This is a genomic window from Defluviimonas aquaemixtae, from assembly GCF_900302475.1.
GTDB classification, from domain to species: Bacteria; Pseudomonadota; Alphaproteobacteria; order Rhodobacterales; family Rhodobacteraceae; genus Albidovulum; species Albidovulum aquaemixtae.
The window spans coordinates 572,038-591,579 of record NZ_OMOQ01000001.1 but is presented as its reverse complement, the minus strand read 5'-3'; the positions used below and the strand labels follow the sequence as shown (position 1 = coordinate 591,579).

Annotated in this window: 24 protein-coding genes; 17 read left to right on the top strand and 7 right to left on the bottom strand. The window is 64.3% G+C overall.

Going from position 1 to position 19,542, the window contains the following annotated elements; genetic code table 11:
* Positions 1-99 precede the first annotated feature (99 nt).
* Positions 100-549, bottom strand: coding sequence for a phasin family protein (locus DEA8626_RS02875; protein WP_108851553.1), 450 nt, complete (start codon positions 547-549; stop codon positions 100-102).
* A 119-nt stretch (positions 550-668) separates the two neighbouring features.
* Positions 669-2,462 (bottom strand): PHA/PHB synthase family protein, encoded by a 1,794-nt coding sequence (locus tag DEA8626_RS02870; RefSeq protein ID WP_108851552.1) that lies wholly within the window; start codon positions 2,460-2,462, stop codon positions 669-671.
* Between the two features lie 97 nt (positions 2,463-2,559).
* Between DEA8626_RS02870 and phaZ the strand changes: the two genes are divergently transcribed.
* A complete protein-coding gene (phaZ, locus tag DEA8626_RS02865) occupies positions 2,560-3,837 on the top strand; it encodes a polyhydroxyalkanoate depolymerase (RefSeq protein ID WP_108851551.1) in 1,278 nt (425 codons plus the stop codon).
* A gap of 7 nt (positions 3,838-3,844) precedes the next feature.
* On the opposite strand, the gene DEA8626_RS02860 is transcribed toward phaZ, so the two are convergent.
* Complete coding sequence (locus DEA8626_RS02860; RefSeq protein ID WP_219929154.1) at positions 3,845-4,825, bottom strand: alpha/beta hydrolase; 981 nt, start codon at positions 4,823-4,825, stop codon at positions 3,845-3,847.
* Positions 4,818-5,573, bottom strand: a complete 756-nt coding sequence (locus tag DEA8626_RS02855) for an alpha/beta hydrolase (protein WP_108851550.1) — start codon at positions 5,571-5,573, stop codon at positions 4,818-4,820. Before DEA8626_RS02855 ends, DEA8626_RS02860 begins: the two co-directional genes overlap by 8 nt.
* Before the next feature lie 163 nt (positions 5,574-5,736).
* On the opposite strand from DEA8626_RS02855, the gene thrS reads away from it, so the two are divergent.
* The 6 genes from thrS to DEA8626_RS02825 all read left to right on the top strand — a co-directional run bounded on the left by thrS (position 5,737) and on the right by DEA8626_RS02825 (position 10,757).
* The gene (thrS, locus tag DEA8626_RS02850) at positions 5,737-7,683 is read left to right on the top strand and encodes a threonine--tRNA ligase (RefSeq protein WP_108851549.1); all 1,947 of its coding nucleotides are present in this window, start codon (positions 5,737-5,739) and stop codon (positions 7,681-7,683) included.
* Positions 7,684-7,879: 196 nt separating this feature from the next.
* Positions 7,880-8,173 carry a BufA1 family periplasmic bufferin-type metallophore gene (locus DEA8626_RS02845; RefSeq protein WP_108851548.1) on the top strand — a complete coding sequence of 98 codons (294 nt, stop codon included), beginning with the start codon at positions 7,880-7,882 and terminating at the stop codon, positions 8,171-8,173.
* Between the two features lie 58 nt (positions 8,174-8,231).
* A complete protein-coding gene (bufB, locus tag DEA8626_RS02840) occupies positions 8,232-9,086 on the top strand; it encodes an MNIO family bufferin maturase (RefSeq protein ID WP_108851547.1) in 855 nt (284 codons plus the stop codon).
* Positions 9,083-9,826, top strand: a complete 744-nt coding sequence (locus tag DEA8626_RS02835; RefSeq protein WP_108851546.1) for an HvfC/BufC N-terminal domain-containing protein — start codon at positions 9,083-9,085, stop codon at positions 9,824-9,826. The genes bufB and DEA8626_RS02835 overlap by 4 nt, the downstream gene beginning before the upstream one ends.
* Positions 9,823-10,371 (top strand): DoxX family protein, encoded by a 549-nt coding sequence (locus tag DEA8626_RS02830; RefSeq protein ID WP_108851545.1) that lies wholly within the window; start codon positions 9,823-9,825, stop codon positions 10,369-10,371. Before DEA8626_RS02835 ends, DEA8626_RS02830 begins: the two co-directional genes overlap by 4 nt.
* 179 nt (positions 10,372-10,550) lie before the next feature.
* Complete coding sequence (locus DEA8626_RS02825) at positions 10,551-10,757, top strand: cold-shock protein (protein ID WP_108853290.1); 207 nt, start codon at positions 10,551-10,553, stop codon at positions 10,755-10,757.
* Between the two features lie 46 nt (positions 10,758-10,803).
* Here DEA8626_RS02825 and DEA8626_RS02820 read toward each other — a convergent pair whose 3' ends face one another.
* Complete coding sequence (locus DEA8626_RS02820; protein ID WP_108851544.1) at positions 10,804-11,130, bottom strand: arsenate reductase family protein; 327 nt, start codon at positions 11,128-11,130, stop codon at positions 10,804-10,806.
* A gap of 294 nt (positions 11,131-11,424) precedes the next feature.
* On the opposite strand from DEA8626_RS02820, the gene DEA8626_RS02815 reads away from it, so the two are divergent.
* From DEA8626_RS02815 to DEA8626_RS02800, 4 genes are all read left to right on the top strand, one after another.
* Positions 11,425-11,706 carry a hypothetical protein gene (locus DEA8626_RS02815; RefSeq protein WP_146188826.1) on the top strand — a complete coding sequence of 94 codons (282 nt, stop codon included), beginning with the start codon at positions 11,425-11,427 and terminating at the stop codon, positions 11,704-11,706.
* A gap of 207 nt (positions 11,707-11,913) precedes the next feature.
* Positions 11,914-12,195: a hypothetical protein gene (locus DEA8626_RS02810; protein ID WP_108851542.1), complete on the top strand. Its 282-nt coding sequence runs from the start codon at positions 11,914-11,916 to the stop codon at positions 12,193-12,195.
* Between the two features lie 59 nt (positions 12,196-12,254).
* Positions 12,255-12,905, top strand: a complete 651-nt coding sequence (locus tag DEA8626_RS02805) for a hypothetical protein (protein WP_108851541.1) — start codon at positions 12,255-12,257, stop codon at positions 12,903-12,905.
* A 177-nt stretch (positions 12,906-13,082) separates the two neighbouring features.
* Entirely contained in the window at positions 13,083-13,343 is a 261-nt protein-coding gene (locus DEA8626_RS02800) for a hypothetical protein (protein WP_108851540.1), read from the top strand.
* Positions 13,344-13,349: 6 nt separating this feature from the next.
* On the opposite strand, the gene DEA8626_RS02795 is transcribed toward DEA8626_RS02800, so the two are convergent.
* The gene (locus DEA8626_RS02795) at positions 13,350-13,760 is read right to left on the bottom strand and encodes a DUF1810 domain-containing protein (protein ID WP_108851539.1); all 411 of its coding nucleotides are present in this window, start codon (positions 13,758-13,760) and stop codon (positions 13,350-13,352) included.
* A gap of 396 nt (positions 13,761-14,156) precedes the next feature.
* On the opposite strand from DEA8626_RS02795, the gene DEA8626_RS02790 reads away from it, so the two are divergent.
* On the top strand, positions 14,157-14,630 hold the full coding sequence (locus tag DEA8626_RS02790) for an REP-associated tyrosine transposase (RefSeq protein WP_108851538.1): 474 nt from the start codon (positions 14,157-14,159) through the stop codon (positions 14,628-14,630).
* A 241-nt stretch (positions 14,631-14,871) separates the two neighbouring features.
* A complete protein-coding gene (locus tag DEA8626_RS02785) occupies positions 14,872-15,516 on the top strand; it encodes a VPLPA-CTERM sorting domain-containing protein (protein WP_108851537.1) in 645 nt (214 codons plus the stop codon).
* A 334-nt stretch (positions 15,517-15,850) separates the two neighbouring features.
* Here DEA8626_RS02785 and thyX read toward each other — a convergent pair whose 3' ends face one another.
* Positions 15,851-16,756, bottom strand: coding sequence for an FAD-dependent thymidylate synthase (gene thyX, locus DEA8626_RS02780; protein WP_108851536.1), 906 nt, complete (start codon positions 16,754-16,756; stop codon positions 15,851-15,853).
* Positions 16,757-16,939: 183 nt separating this feature from the next.
* Between thyX and DEA8626_RS02775 the strand changes: the two genes are divergently transcribed.
* Genes DEA8626_RS02775 through DEA8626_RS02760 form a run of 4 tightly spaced genes read left to right on the top strand, consistent with a single transcriptional unit; the run spans position 16,940 to position 19,510 of the window.
* Entirely contained in the window at positions 16,940-17,368 is a 429-nt protein-coding gene (locus tag DEA8626_RS02775) for a VOC family protein (protein ID WP_108851535.1), read from the top strand.
* Positions 17,362-18,051 carry a DUF1194 domain-containing protein gene (locus DEA8626_RS02770; RefSeq protein WP_108851534.1) on the top strand — a complete coding sequence of 230 codons (690 nt, stop codon included), beginning with the start codon at positions 17,362-17,364 and terminating at the stop codon, positions 18,049-18,051. The genes DEA8626_RS02775 and DEA8626_RS02770 overlap by 7 nt, the downstream gene beginning before the upstream one ends.
* On the top strand, positions 18,048-18,737 hold the full coding sequence (locus DEA8626_RS02765) for a DUF1194 domain-containing protein (protein WP_108851533.1): 690 nt from the start codon (positions 18,048-18,050) through the stop codon (positions 18,735-18,737). Before DEA8626_RS02770 ends, DEA8626_RS02765 begins: the two co-directional genes overlap by 4 nt.
* A complete protein-coding gene (locus DEA8626_RS02760; RefSeq protein WP_108851532.1) occupies positions 18,734-19,510 on the top strand; it encodes a DUF1194 domain-containing protein in 777 nt (258 codons plus the stop codon). Before DEA8626_RS02765 ends, DEA8626_RS02760 begins: the two co-directional genes overlap by 4 nt.
* Positions 19,511-19,542 lie beyond the last annotated feature (32 nt).

The following is a 19,542-nucleotide window of genomic DNA, read 5'->3' as shown; positions in this document are numbered from 1 at the left end:
GCACGCGTCCCGCCCGCCAAAGAAAAAGGGCGGGCCACGTGGGCCCGCCCAGTTTCGGTCTCACCGACAGGGAGGAGTTTCGGAGACCGTAAACTCGACTTACTTGACCGACGCGGCGGCTTTCTTGGCGGCCGAGGTCACTTCGGCTTGCGCCTTCTTGACCGCAGCGGTCGCATCTTCGGAGAAGTCCTTGCCGGCGGCGAGCATCAGCTCGACCGTTTCCATCTGGGCTTTCTTCGCGACTTCGGCGAAGGCAGCCATGTTCTCGGCAGCGGTTTCGGCGGCGGCCGAAGCGAAGTCGGTCAGCGCTTTGGTGTAGTCGGTCGGCTCGTCCTTGACTTTGGCCAGAACGCCAACCTTGGTGAGCGTGTCCTTGGCCCACTTGGACGAGATCTCGTTCGACTTGTCAGCGGCTTCGAGCGCGACCTTGGTCATCCGCTCGCCGAGGACGGCGGACGTCTTGAAGGTGTCCTGAAACGCTTTCGCGTCGAAGGGGAACGAAGCGGCCATGTCCTGCATGACCTTCGTGAAATCCTGGTTCTTCTGCATCTGTATCTCCTGACTTGGGCGGCGGCCCGTTCTGCGTCTGCGAAAACATATACGTTCTGCAGTGCAGCAATGCAACCCCAGAATGCTGCACTGCAGAAAAAATTAACTTGCAAGCAAAATCAGATGATTGGCGTCTCGGTGACGTAGGTGCCAGGTGCCGGCGCCATCATCGGGTGCTTCGAATCGCCAAGCGGCCGGGCGTCCACCATCCTGCCCGACCGTTTTTTCAGCCAGGCTTCCCAGGTTGGCCACCAGCTGCCCTTGTTGAAGCTCGCTGTGGCCAGCCACTCGTCCGCGTCGCCCATCTCGGCGTCGTTGACGTAGTGGCCGTATTTCTCCTTCGTCGGCGGATTGATGATCCCGGCGATGTGACCCGACTGCGAGACCACGAAGGTCTTGTCCTTGGAACCGAACTGCCGGATGCCGTGGAACGAACCCTTCCAGGGCGCGATATGGTCGGTTTCGCAGGCGACAGCGAACAGCGGCACCTTGACGTCCTTGAGGCCGATCGTCTCGCCGCAGATCGTGATCTTGCCCTCGGCGAGCCGGTTGTCCTGGCAGATCCAGCGCAGATACTCGACCGCCATCCGCGCGGGCAGGTTTGTCCCGTCGCCGTTCCAGTAGAGAAGGTCGAAGGCGGGCGGCGCCTCGCCCATCATGTAGCTGCGGATTGCAGGACCATAGATCAGGTCGTTGGAGCGCAGGAACGAGAACGTGCGCGACATATAGTACTTGTCGAGATAGCCGTCCTTGGCGACCTGGCTCTCGATCCCGTCGATGAAGTCGTCGTCGAGAAAAACGGCGACTTCGCCCGGATCAGAGAAATCGGTGAGCGTGGTGAAGAACGTGGCCGACTTGACCGACTTCTCGCCGCGATTGGCCAGCACCGCCTGCGCCATGGTCAGCGCGGTGCCCGCGATGCAGTAACCCACCGCGTTCACGGACTTCTCGCCGGTGATCTTCTTCACTTCCTCGATCGCCTCGATCAATCCCTCATCGACATAGGCGTCGAGCCCGACATCGGCGTAGCTCTTGTCGGGGTTCTTCCAACTGACGACGAAAAGCGTGTAGCCTTGATCGACGATCCACTTGATCAGCGAGTTCGAGGGCTTCAGGTCCATGATGTAGAACTTGTTGATCCACGGCGGGAAGATCACCACGGGCGTCGCATGCACCTTGTCCGTCGTGGCTGCGTACTGGATGAGCTCCAACATCCGGTTGCGATAGACAACCGCACCCTCGGTCGCGCCGATATTGTCGCCAAGCGCGAAGGCGTCGGGATCGGCCAGCGTGACAAGGACGTCGCCGCGGTTGGCCTCGATATCGCGGACGAGGTTCTCGAGCCCCTTCACGAGGCTCTCACCCTCGGTTTCCACCGCGCGCTCGAGCGCATCGGGATTTGTGCCCAGAAAGTTGGTCGGCGCCAACATGTCCATCATTTGCCGGGCGAAGTGTTCCACGCGCTTGCGCTCGTGCGGTGCAAGCTCGTCGATGGCGGCCAATGCCTGCTCCATCGCCTCGACATTGCGGAAATACTGCTGCTTGACGAAGTTGAAATAGGGATGCGTCTGCCAGAGCGGGTTGGCAAAGCGCCGATCCTTCGGGCTGGTATCCTCGGGCGCGCTGAACTTGCCTGCGGCAAGCGCGTGCTGGGCGTCGATGTAGTGCTTCAGCGTCCGGCCCCAAAAAGTCGCCTGCTGCTCGATCAGCTTGCCCGGGTTTTCCATCGCCTCTTTCCAGTAGGCGTTCACCGCATTGACGAAAAGCCCCTGCCCCGGCGCCTCGACCGAGGGATTCGGCGCGCGCTTCTGCGCCAGTGCCTGAATGAGACGTTGCGTCAACTCTTCGACCCTGGCGAGATTGGCGTTGAGTTTCTCGAGATTTTCGGAGGGTTCGGTAAGCCCGGTTGTCATCGCAGATCTTCCTCCTTAGAATACTGCGCTGCAGCATAACGTTGCGCACCCGCCGGGGAAAGCAGCGAATTCGCCGCGCGCCGGCAAAGGAGTGGCCATGAAAGGTGTCTATTCGTACGATTTGATGGAGAGCGTCCGCAATACCAATGAATGGTTGGGCGCATCTGCCAGGGCCATGGCCTCCTACCCTGTCTGGGGACTCGTGCCGCATCCGATGTTCAAGGTGATGTCGGCGTGGGGCCGCATCACAGAGCGCAGTTTTGCGCGCATGGTCATCAAGCCCGACTGGGGCATCCGCACCGTGGTCGGCGCAGACGGGCGCGACCATCTCGTGGATATCCAGTCGCTGATCGCCAGCCCCTTCGGCGACCTCATCCAATTCGGCGTGCTCGGCCGCGATCCGATGCCGCGCCGCGTTCTTCTTGTAGCGCCGATGTCGGGTCACTACTCGACTCTTCTGCGCTCGACCGTGGCGAGCCTTCTGCCCGACTGCGACGTCTACGTCACCGACTGGCACAACGCCCGCGACATTCCGGTCAGCAAGGGCAAGTTCGACATCGAAGACTATACGCTCTACCTCGTCGAATTCATGCGTCATCTTGGCCCCGACATCCACGTCGTCGCGGTCTGCCAGCCGGCCCCGATCGCGCTTGCGGCAACTGCCTATCTCGCGGGTGAAGACCCCGCCGCGCAGCCCTGCACCCTGACGCTGATCGGCGGCCCGATCGACCCCGACGCCGCGCCGACCGAGGTCACCGACTTTGGCCGCCGCCTGACCATGGGCCAGATCGAGCATCTCGTTATCCAGCACGTGGGTTTCAAGTCCGCCGGGGCCGGCCGACTCGTGTATCCGGGGCTGCTTCAACTCGCCTCGTTCATCTCGATGAATCTTGATCGGCACGCTCAGGCCTTCTCGAACCAGATCCTCCGCGCCGCGAAAGGCGAGGACGGGGAGCGCGACGCCCACAACCGGTTCTACGACGAATATCTCTCCGTCATGGACATGACGGCGGAATTCTACCTGTCCACCGTCGAGCGTATCTTCAAGAAGCGCGAGATCGCGCGAAACTGCTTCGAGGTCGAGGGCAAGCAGGTCGATATAGGCAAGATCACCGACGTGGCGGTCATGGTTGTGGAAGGCGAGGAGGACGACATCTCCGCACCCGGCCAATGCGCCGCCGCGCTCGGACTCTGCACCGGGCTGCCTGATTCGATGAAGGATTCGCATCTGGAGCCGGGTGCCGGCCACTACGGCATCTTCGCCGGCAAGTCGTGGCGGAACAACATCCGGCCGCTGGTGCTCGATTTCTTCGACCGCAACTCTGAAGGCAAGCGCAAGCGCAAGAATCCGCGCAACAACATCCGCGCCGTCTGACGATTCATCAGAGACCCTTCGCCCAGTTCACGATCCGCGCCGCCAGCGGTGCGGTCATCGACGGGCTGAGCGCGTCGCCCGCGATCACATGCGCGAGCGGATCGTCCCCACGTCCCGGCTCAACTGCCAATATCTCGACCGCGCCACCCCAGTCGGAGGCAACCCTCTCGGTCGCCGTCGCCGACACGACTTGGTCCTCCCGCGAAAAGATGAAGAGCGCAGGCACCTGCACCCCGCTGTAATCGGCGCCGCCCGCATGGGCAGCAAGTGCGGCCATCGGCATCAGCGCCGTCGTCGGATAGCAGGTGGTCCAGAAGCGGGCCTGAGCCTCGTTTCGCGGCTCGAAGCAGCGCTCGGCGCCCGCGACGACGGGGGCCCAGTGCCGGGCAAAGGGCCAGGTCAGAAGCGCAGCTTCCGGTGCGGCAAGCTCAAAATTCGGCGAGACGAACACGACCGCGTCCATCTCCGACGCGAGGTCCGGCTGCAACAGCGCCTCCGCCGCGATCGTTCCACCGGTCGAGGTCGCGATCACGAGAACGCGCTCGCCGATACGCCGCCCGATGGCGAGCGCCTCGGACAAATCGACCATCCAGTCCTGCGCCGAGGGTCCGGTCAGCGCGGCTCCCGGCCGCCCATGCCCGGCGAATCGCGTGAAGTAGAGATTGGCACCGAGCGCCCCGGCCACCTTGTCAGGCAGGGGCCTGACCTCCTCGGAGGTCGCGGAGAAGCCATGCAGGTAGACAACAGCCCACCCGGTGCGCGTACTCGGCGCACCGGCCCAGAGGATGCGTTTTTCCGTCCCAGGCACAAGATCATCGAACACACCCTCGCGCGCGACGAGATAGGCGTCGAGATCGTCGGGCAAAGCGGCCGCGTCGAAGCGCGGCACGAGGTCCAGGGGCTCGCGCGCCCCGAAGACGAACAGTCCCGCGATCACGATCGCCAGCACGAGGAGCGCGCGCCCGATCATCCGCCCCACCCTACGCATCGGCGTATCGCGCGGCGATCTTCTGGACGGACAGAAGGATGAGCTTCAGGCAATCGGGCGTCGAGAACCGGTGATCGGCCCCCTTGACGAGCGTGAGGCGGATATCCTCGCCTTCAGCATGGTCGAGAAGCTTGAGTGCGACCGAGACCGGCACGTCCGCATCCGCCGTGCCCTGGAGCATGCGAACCGGAAAGGGCAACGTCAGGGGCGACCGCAGCACGAGCCGCCCGCGCCCCTCCTCGATGAGATGGCCGGTGATGATGTAGGGCTCGTCGGAATAGTCCGAGGGTAGCGCCACCTGGCCCTCCTCCTTGAGCGTCCGCCGCTGCTCGGGCGTGAACTCGGCCCACATCCCGTCCTCGGTGAAATCCGGCGCAGCCGCGACGGTGACGAGGCCAGCGACTTTCTCCGGACGCTCCCGCGCCAAGAGAAGCGCGATCCAGCCGCCCATCGACGAGCCCACAAGAATCTGGGGTCCCTCGGACAGCGAAAGGATCGCCGCGCGCGCGTCCTCGAACCAATCGCCGATAGACCCGTCGAGAAAGTCGCCGGATGACGATCCGTGCCCTGAATAGTCGAACCTCAGAAAGGCCCGCCCCGTCGCCCTCGCCCAATCCTCGAGCGCCAGCGCCTTCGTCCCCTCCTTGTCCGACCGGAAGCCACCGAGGAACACCACGCCCGGCCCCGCGCCCTCGACGCGGTCATAGGCGATCCTTCGGCCTTCCGGCGTCGTCAGAACGTCGCTCATCTCCACCCCTTCTTCTTCTTCATTGCTCAAATACCTCCGGGGGTGCGGGGGTGGAACCCCCGACGCCGCGTCCGTTGACTTCGCCTTGCCGATCCCCGATAGAGCTTCGACATACCCGCAACCGGGCGTTCCGTGGGCGCCAAACCGACGAGGAGCATGGGCCATGACCCAGATTTCCCTGACCTTTCCCGATGGCAACAAACGCGACTTCGACAAGGGCGTGACGCCTTTCGAGGTGGCTGCCGCGATCGCCCCCTCGCTCGCGAAGGCAGCGATCTCGGCCAGCGTCGACGGCCGGCACTACGATCTCCAGTGGCCGATCGACGAAGATGCGAAAATCGCCATTCACACGATTAAGGACGACGCCCAGGCGCTCGAACTCATCCGGCACGACTTCGCACATGTCATGGCGCGGGCCGTCCAGACGCTGTGGCCCGACGTCAAGGTCACGATCGGCCCGGTGATCGAGAACGGCTGGTACTACGACTTCGACCGCGAGGAACCCTTCACGCCCGAAGACCTGGGTGCGATCGAGAAGGAGATGAAGGCGATCATCAACCAGCGCGACCCGGTCAGAACCGAGGTCTGGGACCGTTCGCGCGCGATCGAGCACTACATCCGCAAGAACGAACCCTTCAAGGTCGAACTGATCGAGGGCATCCCCGGCGATGAGCCGGTCCGCATGTACTGGCATGGCCACTGGCAGGACCTCTGCCGCGGCCCGCATCTTCAGCACACCGGCCAGCTTCCGGCGGATGCCTTCAAGCTCATGTCCGTCGCGGGCGCCTATTGGCGCGGCGATCACCGCAACAAGCAGCTTCAGCGCATCTATGGCATTGCCTTCAAGAACCGCGACGACCTCAAGTCGCATCTGACGATGCTCGAAGAGGCAGCCAAGCGCGACCACCGCAAGTTGGGACGCGAGATGGAGCTCTTCCACCTGCAGGAGGAAGCGCCGGGCATGGTTTTCTGGCATCCGAACGGCTGGACGATCTACCGCGAGCTCGAAGCCTACATGCGCCGCCGCCTCATCCGCGCGGGCTACCAGGAAATCAAGACCCCCCAGGTCGTCGACCGCGTCCTCTGGGAACGCTCCGGCCACTGGGAGGCTTACCGCGAGCACATGTTCATCGTCGAGGTCGAGGAAGAACATGCCAAGGAAAAGCGCATCAACGCGCTGAAGCCGATGAACTGCCCCTGCCACGTGCAGGTCTACAACCAGGGACTCAAGAGCTACCGCGACCTGCCGCTGAGGCTTGCGGAGTTCGGTTCGTGCCACCGCTACGAATCCTCGGGCTCGATGCACGGGCTCATGCGGGTGCGCGGTTTCGTGCAGGACGACGCCCATATCTTCTGCACCGAGGACCAGATCGAACAGGAATGCGCGGGTTTCATCGAACTTCTGTCATCGATCTACCGCGACCTCGGCTTCACCAAGTTCGACGTGAAACTTTCGACGCGCCCTGAAGTTCGCGTCGGATCGGACGACATCTGGGACAAGGCCGAAACCGCGCTCGAGAACGCGGTCCGCAAGGTCACGAACGATTTCGAAATCGACCCCGGCGAAGGCGCCTTCTACGGGCCGAAGCTCGACTTCAAGCTCACCGACGCCATCGGCCGCGAATGGCAGTGCGGCACGTTCCAGGTCGATTTCAACCTGCCGATGCGGCTCGGCGCGGAATATGTCGGCGAGGACGGCGGCAAGCACCGGCCGGTGATGCTTCACCGCGCGATCCTCGGGTCTTTCGAGCGCTTCATCGGCATCCTCATCGAGAACTATGCGGGCAAGATGCCGTTCTGGCTCGCACCGCGGCAGATTGTAGTCGCCTCTATCGTGTCGGATGCTGACGACTATGTGACCGAGGTCACGGCGCGGCTTCGCGATGCCGGGTTGAGGGCCGAGTCCGACACGCGGAACGAGAAAATCAACTACAAGGTCCGTGAGCATTCGGTTGGTAAAGTCCCCGCCATTCTCGCCATCGGCATGAAGGAAGTAGAGGGCCGGACTGTTTCAGTCCGCCGCCTCGGCGAGTCCCGGACAGAGACCATGCCGCTTGAGCAGGCAATCGCCGAGTTCAGCGACGACGCGGCGCCACCGGACAAGAAATAACTGAAAATCAATGCTCTATGTGGAAAACTTCACACGCTCAGGCGGCACTGACAAGGCGCCCATACGTGTGTTCGGCCCGTTACATTTCATCACGCCGCCGTGGCCCACGGGTTCGTGAATGGAATTTGTAGAGGGCTCTTGGCAGGGTTGCGCTGTCGCTCTGACGACGCACGACATTTCAACAAGGGAAACACCTATGTCTCAATCCATGAAAACCCTCGCCGTCGCCGGCTCGCTCGCCGCCGCTCTTGCCGCTCATGTCGCGACGCCTGCCGCCGCGCAAGACAAAGAGAAGTGCTTCGGCGTCTCGCTGGCCGGTCAGAACGACTGCGCCGCGGGCCCGGGCACAACCTGCGCCGGCACCTCGTCGGTGGACTATCAGGGCAACGCCTGGAAGCTCGTCCCGGCCGGCTCCTGCGAGACCATGGAACTGCCGGATGGCCGCATGGGCTCGCTCGAAGCGCTTGACCGCGACCTGCCGCAGGGCTGACAGTGACACGAGCCTCTCCGGCTTTGGCCGGAGAGGCTCCAGACGATCGGGGGACGCGATGCTGGACCAGACCGCAAGACAGACCCTGCCCGCCCGCCCCGGCGTCGGCTACAAGCCGCAGCACTTCTCGAACATTCTAGAGGCCCCAGACCCGGTCGCGTGGCTTGAAATCCACGCAGAAAACTACATGGGCGACGGCGGCCGTCCTCTCGCGCAGTTGCGCCATCTGGCAGAGCGCTTCCCGATTTCGGTGCACGGAGTGGGCCTTTCTATCGGTGGCGAGACGCCGCTCGATCGCGACCATCTCGACCGGTTGAAGCATCTCTGCGGCTGGCTTGGTCCGGCAAGCTTTTCCGAACATCTCGCCTGGTCTACGCATGATGCCGAATTCCTGAACGACCTCCTGCCCTTGCCCTATACCGAGAAAACGCTCGCCCGCGTCGCGGAGCATGTTGAGCAGGTGCAGGACCATGTCGGCCGGCGGATGCTGCTGGAAAATCCCTCGGTCTATGTCGAATTCGCCGAAACGGAGATGGACGAGATCGACTTCCTGACCGAGATCGCCAAGCGCACGGGCTGCGGCCTTCTCCTCGACGTCAACAACGTCTTCGTCTCCTCGACGAACCGCCAGACCGACGCCAACACCTATATCGACCAGTTCCCGCATCACCTTGTTGGCGAGGTCCATCTCGGCGGACATGACGAGGATCACGACGATACCGGCGCGCCCTTGCTGATCGACGCACACGGCTCCGAGGTCGTCGATCCGGTATGGAAGCTGTACGATCACACGATCCGCACCGGTGGACCGAAGCCCACGCTCATTGAATGGGACAACGACGTGCCCGACTGGCCGGTCCTCGCCGATGAGGCCGCGCGCGCCGCCCGGATTCTCGACAGGGTCGCCGCATGAACCAGTCCGAGTTCCGCGCCGCGCTCCTCGACCCCGCGCGACCGGCGCCGGCGCGTCTCACCGACCCGCAGGGCCGCCCGGCGGGACGCCGCTTCAACGTCTACCGCAACAATGTCACCGTCTCGCTGACCGAGGCGCTCAGGCAGGCCTTTCCGGTCATCCTGAAGCTCGTGGGCGAGGAGTTCTTCGCCGCCATGGCGCGCGAACACCTGCGCGCCCATCCGCCGGCCTCGCCGCTGATGATGTTCTACGGCGAGGCGATGCCGACCTTCCTCGAACATTTTCCACCGGTCGCGCATCTGGGCTACCTGCCCGACATGGCCCGGCTGGAACTTGCAGTCCGCAGGTCCTATCACGCGGCCGACGCCGAGCCCGCCGATCCCGCCGCGCTCGCTGCCCTCGCCCCCGACGCGCTCATCTCCGCGCGGTTCGAGCTTGCACCACCCGTGCGGCTCGTGCGGTCGCGCTGGCCGATCCATACGATCTGGTCGGCGAATATGCGCGGCGCGCCGTCACCCAAGGCCACGGTGGCCGAGGACGTGCTGATCGTGCGTCCCGAATTCGATCCCGACCCCCGCCTCCTGCCTGTGGGCGCAGGTGATTTCGTCGAACGCCTCATCGCCGGCTCGACGGTGGGCGAAGCGCTCGACAGCGCCGGAGAATTCGACGTCACGGCGACCCTGGGGCTCCTGATCGGCGCGGGCGCCATCGCGAACATCAAGACCGGAGATTCAACGTGAACGCCCTTATTGCGCCCTACGACCGCGCGGCCCAGGCACTGGACCGAATCGCGCCCGCGCTTGTGCCGCTCATCGCCCGGCTGGTCTTTGCCGGAGTGCTGCTGGTCTACTTCTGGAACTCCGCCCGCACGAAGGTCGGAGAAGGCGTGGCAGGGCTCTTCCAGCCCTCCGACGGCGCCTATATCCAGATCTTCCCCAAGACGATCGAAGCGTCGGGCTACGACTTTTCGCAGCTCGGATGGTTTCACTGGGCGGTCGCGGTCGCCGGCACCTGGGCGGAGCTCCTCTTGCCTGCACTGATCATACTGGGGCTATTCACCCGCCTCGCGAGCCTCGGCATGATCGGGTTTGTAGTCGTCCAAAGCGCCACTGACATCGTCGGCCATGGCGTGGCGGGCGACGACCTCGGCCGCTGGTTCGACGCCGCGTCGGGCGCGCTCATCCTCGATCAGAGGGCGCTCTGGATCGCGCTGCTCGCGACTCTCGTGCTGCTGGGCGGCGGCGCCCTGTCGCTGGACCGCATGCTGTCGGGGCGGCGCCGATAGGGCTAACCGGTTGCATGCGTCTTGATTTTTCCCCCGGATCGCTCATCATCCATCAGGCGTGAATTCAGACTTTCCTACCGCTCCCTCGCTATCGGGGCAGCCGGAAGACTTGGAAGACCTGGCTGCACGACCCCGCGCAATCACGCCCGGGGAAAGACGACGCGACGGAGGATATGCGGATGGCCACCGGCACCGTAAAATGGTTTAACACGACAAAAGGGTACGGATTTATCGCACCCGACGACGGCGGCAAGGATGTGTTCGTGCACATCTCTGCGGTCGAACGGGCGGGGTTGAAAACCCTCGCCGACAATCAGAAGGTCGCTTTCGAGATGCAGGCCGGCCGCGACGGCCGCTCCTCGGCGTCCGATCTGAAACTGCTCTAGGGCGCCTTTGGCACCTTTCCTACGGCCTGCGCCCGCAGGCCGTTTTTCATTTGAGAACAAGCTCCTGCACGCCAGCCTTCCAACCGAGATGCAGGCTCTGTCCATTACGGATCACAGGCCGTTTCATGAGCGTTGGGTGTCGCTCCAAAAGCGCGTCCGGCGACGCTGCCCGCTCCTCGTCTGACAAGCCGCGCCACGTCGCAGAGGCGCGATTGATCAGGGCCTCGCCAAAGGCATCGATAAACTCGCGCCGCTCGTTGGGCCCAAGAGGTTTCTGGCGGATGTCCCGAAACGCAACCTCGCGCCCGGCCGCACGGATCGCCTTCAGCGCCTTGCGGCAGGAATCACATGTTGCAATGCCGTAAAGCATCATCGCGCCACCTCCGCCGACAACGAGCCATCCCTAAACGCTTCGTTGCGTCACGACAAGCGATCGGCAATAAGCCGCCAGAAGCCGCTCTCCCGATCGCCGCTATCGGCGGAATTCCGAGCATTTTCGGCAAATTTCCGGCGTGGATCTAAACCTCCTTTCCGCGCCGGTTGACCGATCGGACAGGGCAATTTAGCACCGAATTGCTGCTGGTGGGCGGCTCTGTACAGCACGAGTTTCCTGTTTCTAACTAGAACCGCGCGGACCTGCCCTCACGGGATCGCGCAGGGGGGCATGATGACAGTTTCGAATGAACTGATCGAGCGGCTGTCGACCGAGACAGGTCGCCGGTTGAGCGAACGCGCGCGCAACGGGCGGCGGCGGGCGCTTTCCCGGCATGCGCATTTTTGCGTGACGATCACAGTCGACGGACAAAACACTCACGACGTCTACTTCGAAGATACGCCGACGCTCGGCGACATCTTCGACCGCATCGGACCGGGCGTCTACATCGTCGCAGTGACGATGAAGCGCCGTCCGCTGCGTGAACGGCTGCGGCTCGCGCTGGCGGCTGAGTAAGCGCATCGGCCCGCGGGTAAGCGCGGGCCGTGGCCGCTTTACAGGAATTCCGGACTTTCGCGAAAGGGCCGGAACGTTCACACTTTGGCCATTGAAAACCATTTTATTGGATGGATTCCGACCCGGGGTGGCGGGGCGTTAATTGAATCATTAATCGACGTACTTTCGATGCCTCGCTTTGCACCCCACGCATGAAAGGGGTTTGCCATGAGCGATTTTTTCGGTGTTATGGCGTTTTACTACGCCTGCGACCAGGCCGCGATCAACGGCCGGCTGGCGGCGGCCGACATTGCACGTTGTGCCGAGGCCTACGAGACGGTCAAGATCCGCTTCCTGTCCGATGAGGAACGCGCCGAGTTCGGGCTGGCGAATGGCCCACGCCGCGCCGCCCTCGACCGATCCGCCTACCGCCGCTTCAAGAGCTGGGAAGAGGACCATCCCGGCCTTATCCGCGCACTCAGAAACGGGGAGCGGTTGTCTCTTCTCTGACGCGCCGGCTGGGCACGGGATCGCGCCCCCCGCGCCGGCCCGCACGAAAGGACTGATCCATGCCGCGCTACGCATCATTTCTGCTGCCCGTCGCGCTAACCGCCTGCACGGCGATCTTCAGGGACGACTTTGAGGCTGATCCGGCCGGCAGCGCGCCGCTTGCCAATCCGGCCGGCGCGCCCGCCGACTCGCTCACCTTCGCCGAAGGCCCGGGCGCGGTCAGCGTCACGACCGCGCTGCCGCTTGAGGGCGAGCAGTCGCTCAGGATCGACGGGCCGAGCAGCCGCACTGCGCCTCGCGTGATCATGTACGCCGCGCCGATCTTCGACCAGACGAAGCCGGTCTTCCTGTCGTGGTCGGGCCGCATGGGCAGCGGCGCCCAGGTCGAGATCAACATCTGGGTCGATTTCGACAAATTCCCGCTGAGGCTCAATTTCGAGCAGGGGCTCGTCTACGCCAACGGCAACTCGATCGGCAGCTATTCCGGCACGGGCGAACACGCGGTCTTCGTGAGCCTCAATCCCGTCACCGATCAATGGGGTGTGAGCCTCTCGGGCGCGGCCGACAGCGGCGGCGGCGTCGCGGGCGCCTTTCCCGACGCAGACGACTTTCCCGGGTCCCATGTCGGGATCGCGGTCCAGCTTCTCAACGCCACGGGTCCTACGGGCTACTGGATGGACGACGTCCGAATCTCGCACTGGCAGGGCTAGGATCGGACCAGATTCGTCGATGCCGTGAACAATGCGCCGCGAACCCCTGCGATCATTTCCGAACGGGCGACTGGATGCCGGAATTTCCGGCCAATTTTGCCGCAAACTTGCCACATTTCCGGATCGTCGGCACCATGATGCCGTGACAAGGGTAACGGGTCATCGGGAGTGGGTGAGATGACAGCGATCATGGAGAACAACGACTTCATCGGCCGGCTGCGGCGCAAGCTGGGGACCGACGCGGGAAAGACCAAGCCAGAGGGGCCGGCGCGGCGCTTCATCGTCCAGGTCACGCGCGACGGGCGCGACGTGCAGCGGCTGGTCTTCGACCATCCGCCGTCGATCGGGGCGATCGCGGCGCGGGTTGGGACGGAGCCCTACGTCGTCTCCGTCGAGGTGATGGAGATGGGCGCGGCCGGCACGATCGCAGCGGAATAAAGGGCGTCAGGCGAGCGCAAGCTCGGTCAGGGGGCAGGCCGTGCCGTCGTAGTAAGTGTCCAGAATCGCTTGGAATTCTGGACCTCCGCCGGCCGCGCGGAAGAGCGTGGCGGAGGAACGCAGCTTCAGCGCGTCGACGGGGCCGAAAATGGCCTCGGGGGTGTCGGCGGGGTGGAGAAGGAGGGCGCGGGCTGCCTCGTGGAGCCGGGGGCCAAGGGTTGGGTCCGCAAGGTAGGCCCGCGCCTCCGACAAGCCGGAAATTCCATAATGTTTCGCGGTGGGTGAACGCCCGAGCGCGGCGAGCTGGGGGAAGATGAACCACATCCAGTGGCTCCGCTTGCGGCCCGCTGTCAGCTCCGCCAGCGCGGTGTCCCAGGTGGTTTCCTGGGCGTCGTGGAAGCGGGCGAGGTCGGCCATTGGGCGAGAGTGCGGGATTCCGGCGGCGCTGTCACGGGGCGTCTGACATGCGTCGGGTCCGCGTAGGACAAGCGTAGGAACTCCGTAGCTACACGGGCGGGCCGTGCGTTCGGGATTTGGTTACGGATTGGGGAGCGGCGGAGGGCGGCGCCCGGCCCGGCGGGGAGGGCGAGAAGCGCCCGCCCCGTGGGGTGAGGCGGGACCGTCGCGCCAGTGGCGTGGGCCACACACCCGCCGAACGGTCGGGCGCTGCCCGGTCAGTTGGACCGGGCCGGTGGTTGGGTTCGGAGAACGGTGGGTGAACCCGCGCCAGAGCGCGGAACCACGCACCCTACGCTTGCTGAGCGGGAGCGGTCATTAACGCGGCAGTAACCATCGACACCCGATGATCGGGCAATGTCCCGTTACCTCCGCCCCAGGGTTCCCGGAGCGACGGTGTTCTTCACCGTGGCGCTCGCCGACCGAAGCTCGGACGCCCTCGTCCGGGAGGTCGGGGCCTTGCGCGATGCCGTGCGGGCAACACGCGCGGAACGCCCGTTTGCCATCGACGCATGGGTCACCTTGCCGGATCACATGCATTGCCTGTGGACATTGCCGGTGGGCGACCGGGACTTTTCGACACGATGGAGCATCATCAAGGCGCGGTTTTCGCGCGCAATGCCGATCGTCGAGCGCCGGCGCAGCCATGAGGCGCGCCGCGAGCACGGGATATGGCAGCGGCGGTTTTGGGAACACCACATCCGCGACGAGGCGGATTACCAAGCACATGTCCGTTATTGTTGGATCAATCCGGTGAAGCACGGATATGTCGAGCGGCCCGAGGATTGGCCGTATTCGTCGTATCACCGCGACGGCGGCGTCATCGCGTAGGGTGCGCATTCATTGCGCACCGTTTTCACGATTAAACGCAACGATTGCGCGGTGCGGATCGGAGAGCGACGTAACGGAGCGAACGCGCATCGATGGTGCGCAATGAATGCGCACCCTACGGCCTGCTACGTTTGCATGTCTTCGCAATCCATGAAACTTATCATCTTTCGAACGGAAATTTGCCACAGTTTGTCTCCAGTGCTGGACTTGGCGAGGGGCCGTTTGAAAAGGTTAAAAAATCATGAATCTAAAAATTACTGCGGCGACCGCAGCTCTGTTCGGCGCCATGGCGCCACATGCATTGTCTGCTGCGACCGTCTTGCCTACAAGCTACGATATGCCAAACGGCAACTCTGGTTTCTTCACTTACTTCGACGACTCGTATAACGGCTCCGGCAACCCATCCTTAAGCGGCGATCAGTTGTCGGGTGGGCTCGGCCAGCTTACGGATGGTACAATTGCTACGCAGAGCTGGAATAGCACTGCGGGTTCCCACCTTCCGTACGTGGGATGGCTAAATGTCGATCCCGTCATCACCTTCAACTTCGCGACCAACCTGTCCTTCAATTCCATGACTTTTTACTTTGACGATACCAACGGCGTCGGTGGCGTTTCACAACCCGCTAGCGTCACGGTAAATGGTGTTAATCAGATCGTGCCGACAAACCCCGGGAGCACGCCGTTCTCGTTCACGTTTGACTTAAACGGTGCGACAACGAACACCTTGACTGCATCAATCACCAGACAAACCCAGTGGGTCTTCTTGAGTGAGGTGACGTTTGACGCTGTACCGGCGCCAATCCCCGTCCCAGCGGCGCTGCCAATGCTCTTGGCGGGGCTCGGGGGTTTGGGTTTCATGTCACGGTATAGGCGCAAAGCTGCTTGACTGTCATATTGCGAAGCAAAAGGGGTGCTGTTTAGCACCCCTTTCTAGGAGGCATTCACCCGCGTCTTCTAATATTGTTAAATTATATACGCTCAATCTTCAGAAACTCAGGCGGATTGATGTTTATTCTCTAAGCTTTGACTGCAAGCAATATCATACTTTCAACTCTTTCGCGCCCATCAGGGATTTATCAACATCACCAAACAGAGGAAAACAGAACTACTATTATCGATTCTGTCATCATCATGTTGACCCTGCCCGTCTATTTACAAAGACGAACATATTGCAGCTCTCTCGAGTTTCTTAATATCTCAGAAAAGCGTCTGGGTCCCGCTCACCCCCAAACCCCTTCAAACTCCCGCCATTCGCCCTTGCTCATGCCGGAGTTCTCCTGCGTGACGGTCTCGCCTGCCAGCCGCCGCTTCAGCGCCTCGACGCCCTTCTGCGACAGCTGCGCGCCGCCCATCCGGTAGTCCTCGAACGCGCCGTAGGCCAAGGGCACCCAGTCCCGAACGATGCCGCACATCGTCTCGGCATAGGCGCGGATCTCGTATTGGGCGTGGGCGTCCGCGCGCAGGCGGAGGAAGTGGAAGAGGTTGTGGAGGTCGGTCTTCCAGTACCACTGGGTGTAGACATTCGCGGGCAGGTTCATCCGCGCGAGCTCCCGCGCGAGGCCCTTCTGGCCGTCCTGGCTCAGCATGTCCTCGTAGTGGTCGTAGCACCGCGAGGCGTCGCCCTTGAGGATGTCGAGGACGCGGGCCGCCTCCTCGCCCTCCAGAAGCTCGCCCCGGCCCTGGTTGTTCTGGGTGGACTGGGCGGCGAGGTGTTCGGGCGCGGGGATGTAGAATTCGCGGTCGAGGATCGAGTAGCGGGCGGAATATTCGTTCACGTTCGCGGTGCGGTGGCGGATCCACTGGCGGGCGACGAAGACCGGCAGCTTGACGTGGAACTTGACCTCGCACATCTCGAACGGCGTCGAGTGCCAGTGGCGCATGAGGTAGCGGATGAGGCCTTCGTCGTTCGAGACGGCCTTGGTGCCGCGGCCGTAGCTGACGCGCGCGGCCTGGGTGATGGCGGCGTCGTCGCCCATGTAGTCGATGACCCGGACGAGCCCGTGGTCGAGGACCTCGTGGGCCGCGTAGAGGTGCTTTTCCATCCCCTCGGAGGTGGCGCGCAGGGTTTGCCGCGTCTCGGCCCGCGCCGCCGCGATCTCGGCCTGTTGGTCTTTCGTCAGGGTCATGGCTCCGTCCTCCCGCATCCGAATCGCACCCACTATATCTATGGGCGCGCGCGCGGGGTACCACGATGGGCTGTGTGAGGCGGAAAATTTACCGGGGCGGCGGGCGAAAGGCGGGGCTTGCCGCTTGGCGGCGGGCGGGGGCGGCTGGTAGGCTCGTGCGGGCGCGGCTTCAGGGAGGCGAGGATGGCGGTGAAATATCTCCATACGATGGTGCGGGTGAAGGATCTGGAGAAATCCATGGCGTTCTACGGGCTCCTCGGGCTTGAGGAGACGCGCCGGATGGAGAACGAGGGCGGCCGGTTCACGCTGGTCTTCATGGCGCCGCCGGGGCAGCACGAGTGCCCGGTGGAGCTGACCTGGAACTGGGACGGCGACGAGGGGCTGCCGTCCGACAGCCGGCATTTCGGCCATCTCGCCTACGAGGTCGACGACATCTACGCGATGTGCGCGCATCTTCAGAAGAACGGCGTGACGATCAACCGGCCGCCGCGCGACGGGCGGATGGCCTTCGTGCGCTCGCCCGACAACATCTCGGTCGAGCTTCTGCAGAAGGGCGCGGCGCTCGCGAAAGAGGAGCCCTGGGCCAGCATGGAGAATACCGGGCATTGGTGAGAGCGGCGGTCCTTGCGCTTGCCTCGGCGCTCGCCGCCGGACCGGCGGGAGCGGAGTGCCGGCTGGCGCTCGTCCTCGCGCTCGACATCTCGGCTTCGGTCGATGCGGCGGAGGACCGGCTGCAGCGACAGGGGCTGGCGCATGTCCTGACGCTGCCCGAGGTCGAGGCGGCGTTCCTCGCCTTTCCGGGCCGTCCAGTAGCGCTCTCGGCATTCGAGTGGAGCGGGCGCTACCAGCAGCACCTGATGCTCGGCTGGCACATGATCGAGGGCGCCGAGGACCTGCGCGCCGCCGCCGCGGCGATCGCGGCGAGCGAGCGGGAGAGGAACGACATGGCGACCGCACTCGGCTACGCGCTCGGCTTCGCGGCGGTGCATTTCCGCGACGCGCCGGCCTGCGACGAGAAGAAAATCGACGTCTCGGGCGACGGGCGCAACAATGACGGGTTTCCGCCGTCGAGCGCCTACCGGGCGTTCGATTTCCACGGTGTCACGGTGAACGGGCTGGCGATCGCGGGATCGGACCTGGAGCTCGGCGAGTACTACCGGCGCGAGCTGATCCGGGGGACCGGCGCGTTCGTGATCGTGGCCGAGGATTTCGAGGATTTCGCGCGGGCGATGCGGCTGAAGCTTCTGAGGGAGCTCGAGGGGCCGGTGATGGGCGGGCTCGGGGCGGCGCGGTGAGGGCGGCGCTGGCGCTTGCCGTGCTGCTCGCGGCGGGGCCGGCGGCCGGCGCGTGCCGGCTGGCGCTGGCCCTCGGCGTGGACGTGTCGCGCTCGGTCGATGCGGAGGACTACGCGATCCAGCGCCGAGGCATCCTCGCCGCGCTGGCCGATCCGGCGATCCGCGACGCGTTCCTGAAGCCCGAGGACGCGGTCGCCTTCGCGGTCTACGAATGGAGCGGGCAGGCCTATCAGGAGGTGATCGTGGACTGGACGCTCGTCAGGAGCGAGTCCGGACTGGCCGCGATCCGCGCGGTGATCGAGGCTCACGAGCGGGGCGGGACGGCGCTGCCGACCGGGCTCGGCGCGGCGCTCGACTACGGCCATGCACTGATCGCACGGGCGCCGGACTGTGCGGCCCGGACGCTCGACATTTCGGGCGATGGGCGGTCAAACGACGGGCGCGGGCCCGAGGAGGTTTATGCCGAGACGGATTTCGGCGATATCGTCGTGAACGGCCTGCCGATCGGCGGGCACGAGGCCGATATCGCGATCTATTACCGCGCCCGGGTCATCCGGGGGCCGGGCGCCTTCGTCGAGGTGGCGCGGGACGAGACCGACTATCCCCGCGCGATCCGGCGTAAGCTGGAGCGCGAGCTGACCGAGCAGCTCATGGGCGCGCTCGGCGGACCGGACGGTCCGGGATGAACGCGGCATACGCGGCCCTCGCCTCCCTGCTTTGGGCGGAGATCGCCCATGCCGATTGCCGTCAGGCGCTCGCCATCGGGCTGGACGTGTCGGCATCGGTGGACGAGCAGGAATATGCGCTTCAGATGCAGGGCGTTGCGCGCGCTCTGGCCGATCCGAAGGTAACAAGCGCGCTGCTCGACCAGCCGCTGAAGCCGGTCTGGCTCGCGGCCTATACCTGGAGCGGCGCGGAAAGCCAGCGCCTGATTCTCGACTGGACTGCAATGACGGATGCCGACGCCATCCTGCGCGCCGCCACCGCGATCGGGACCGCGCCGCGCCCGGCGCTGTCGCCCAGCACCGGCGTCGGCACGGCGCTTCTTTACGGCCACGCGCTTCTGGACAGGGGGCCGGATTGCTGGCGCTACACGCTCGATCTGACCGGCGACGGCAAGAACAATTCCGGACCCCAGCCGCGCCAACTCGCGCTAGCGCCTCTTGGCGCGGCGCTGACGGTCAATGCGCTCGTCATCGGGTCGGACGAGGAAGAGGGCTGGGACGGCGGTGATCCGGGGATCGCCGAGTTGACCGCCTGGTTCTGGGTCGAGGTGGTCCGCGGACCCGACGGCTTCGTGGAAGCCGCGCTCGGTTTCGAGGATTTCGAGGCGGCAATGACACGCAAGCTTTTGAAGGAGCTGTCAGGCTTCGCGGTGGGCACCGCGCCGCCGCCGAGACCGGAGCCGGTTGAACGCGGTCGCGGCGGCGCACCCGAACCTCTCCCCGAGGACGGCTGAGGACCAGTGTGTGCGTGCCGGGTGATGGCTCG

What these genes read in the sequence shown, in the direction of transcription:
- phaZ (WP_108851551.1), top strand. Translation starts at nt 2,560, where the DNA reads ATGAAAGGTGTCTATTCGTACGATTTGATGGAGAGCGTCCGCAATACC.
- DEA8626_RS02785 (WP_108851537.1), top strand. Translation starts at nt 14,872, where the DNA reads ATGAATCTAAAAATTACTGCGGCGACCGCAGCTCTGTTCGGCGCCATG.
- DEA8626_RS02835 (WP_108851546.1), top strand. Translation starts at nt 9,083, where the DNA reads ATGAACCAGTCCGAGTTCCGCGCCGCGCTCCTCGACCCCGCGCGACCG.
- DEA8626_RS02815 (WP_146188826.1), top strand. Translation starts at nt 11,425, where the DNA reads ATGACAGTTTCGAATGAACTGATCGAGCGGCTGTCGACCGAGACAGGT.
- DEA8626_RS02855 (WP_108851550.1), bottom strand. Translation starts at nt 5,573, where the DNA reads ATGAGCGACGTTCTGACGACGCCGGAAGGCCGAAGGATCGCCTATGAC.
- DEA8626_RS02870 (WP_108851552.1), bottom strand. Translation starts at nt 2,462, where the DNA reads ATGACAACCGGGCTTACCGAACCCTCCGAAAATCTCGAGAAACTCAAC.
- thrS (WP_108851549.1), top strand. Translation starts at nt 5,737, where the DNA reads ATGACCCAGATTTCCCTGACCTTTCCCGATGGCAACAAACGCGACTTC.
- DEA8626_RS02820 (WP_108851544.1), bottom strand. Translation starts at nt 11,130, where the DNA reads ATGATGCTTTACGGCATTGCAACATGTGATTCCTGCCGCAAGGCGCTG.
- DEA8626_RS02810 (WP_108851542.1), top strand. Translation starts at nt 11,914, where the DNA reads ATGAGCGATTTTTTCGGTGTTATGGCGTTTTACTACGCCTGCGACCAG.
- thyX (WP_108851536.1), bottom strand. Translation starts at nt 16,756, where the DNA reads ATGACCCTGACGAAAGACCAACAGGCCGAGATCGCGGCGGCGCGGGCC.
- DEA8626_RS02795 (WP_108851539.1), bottom strand. Translation starts at nt 13,760, where the DNA reads ATGGCCGACCTCGCCCGCTTCCACGACGCCCAGGAAACCACCTGGGAC.
- DEA8626_RS02760 (WP_108851532.1), top strand. Translation starts at nt 18,734, where the DNA reads ATGAACGCGGCATACGCGGCCCTCGCCTCCCTGCTTTGGGCGGAGATC.
- DEA8626_RS02875 (WP_108851553.1), bottom strand. Translation starts at nt 549, where the DNA reads ATGCAGAAGAACCAGGATTTCACGAAGGTCATGCAGGACATGGCCGCT.
- DEA8626_RS02790 (WP_108851538.1), top strand. Translation starts at nt 14,157, where the DNA reads ATGTCCCGTTACCTCCGCCCCAGGGTTCCCGGAGCGACGGTGTTCTTC.
- DEA8626_RS02775 (WP_108851535.1), top strand. Translation starts at nt 16,940, where the DNA reads ATGGCGGTGAAATATCTCCATACGATGGTGCGGGTGAAGGATCTGGAG.
- DEA8626_RS02825 (WP_108853290.1), top strand. Translation starts at nt 10,551, where the DNA reads ATGGCCACCGGCACCGTAAAATGGTTTAACACGACAAAAGGGTACGGA.
- DEA8626_RS02800 (WP_108851540.1), top strand. Translation starts at nt 13,083, where the DNA reads ATGACAGCGATCATGGAGAACAACGACTTCATCGGCCGGCTGCGGCGC.
- DEA8626_RS02860 (WP_219929154.1), bottom strand. Translation starts at nt 4,825, where the DNA reads ATGCGTAGGGTGGGGCGGATGATCGGGCGCGCGCTCCTCGTGCTGGCG.
- bufB (WP_108851547.1), top strand. Translation starts at nt 8,232, where the DNA reads ATGCTGGACCAGACCGCAAGACAGACCCTGCCCGCCCGCCCCGGCGTC.
- DEA8626_RS02805 (WP_108851541.1), top strand. Translation starts at nt 12,255, where the DNA reads ATGCCGCGCTACGCATCATTTCTGCTGCCCGTCGCGCTAACCGCCTGC.
- DEA8626_RS02845 (WP_108851548.1), top strand. Translation starts at nt 7,880, where the DNA reads ATGTCTCAATCCATGAAAACCCTCGCCGTCGCCGGCTCGCTCGCCGCC.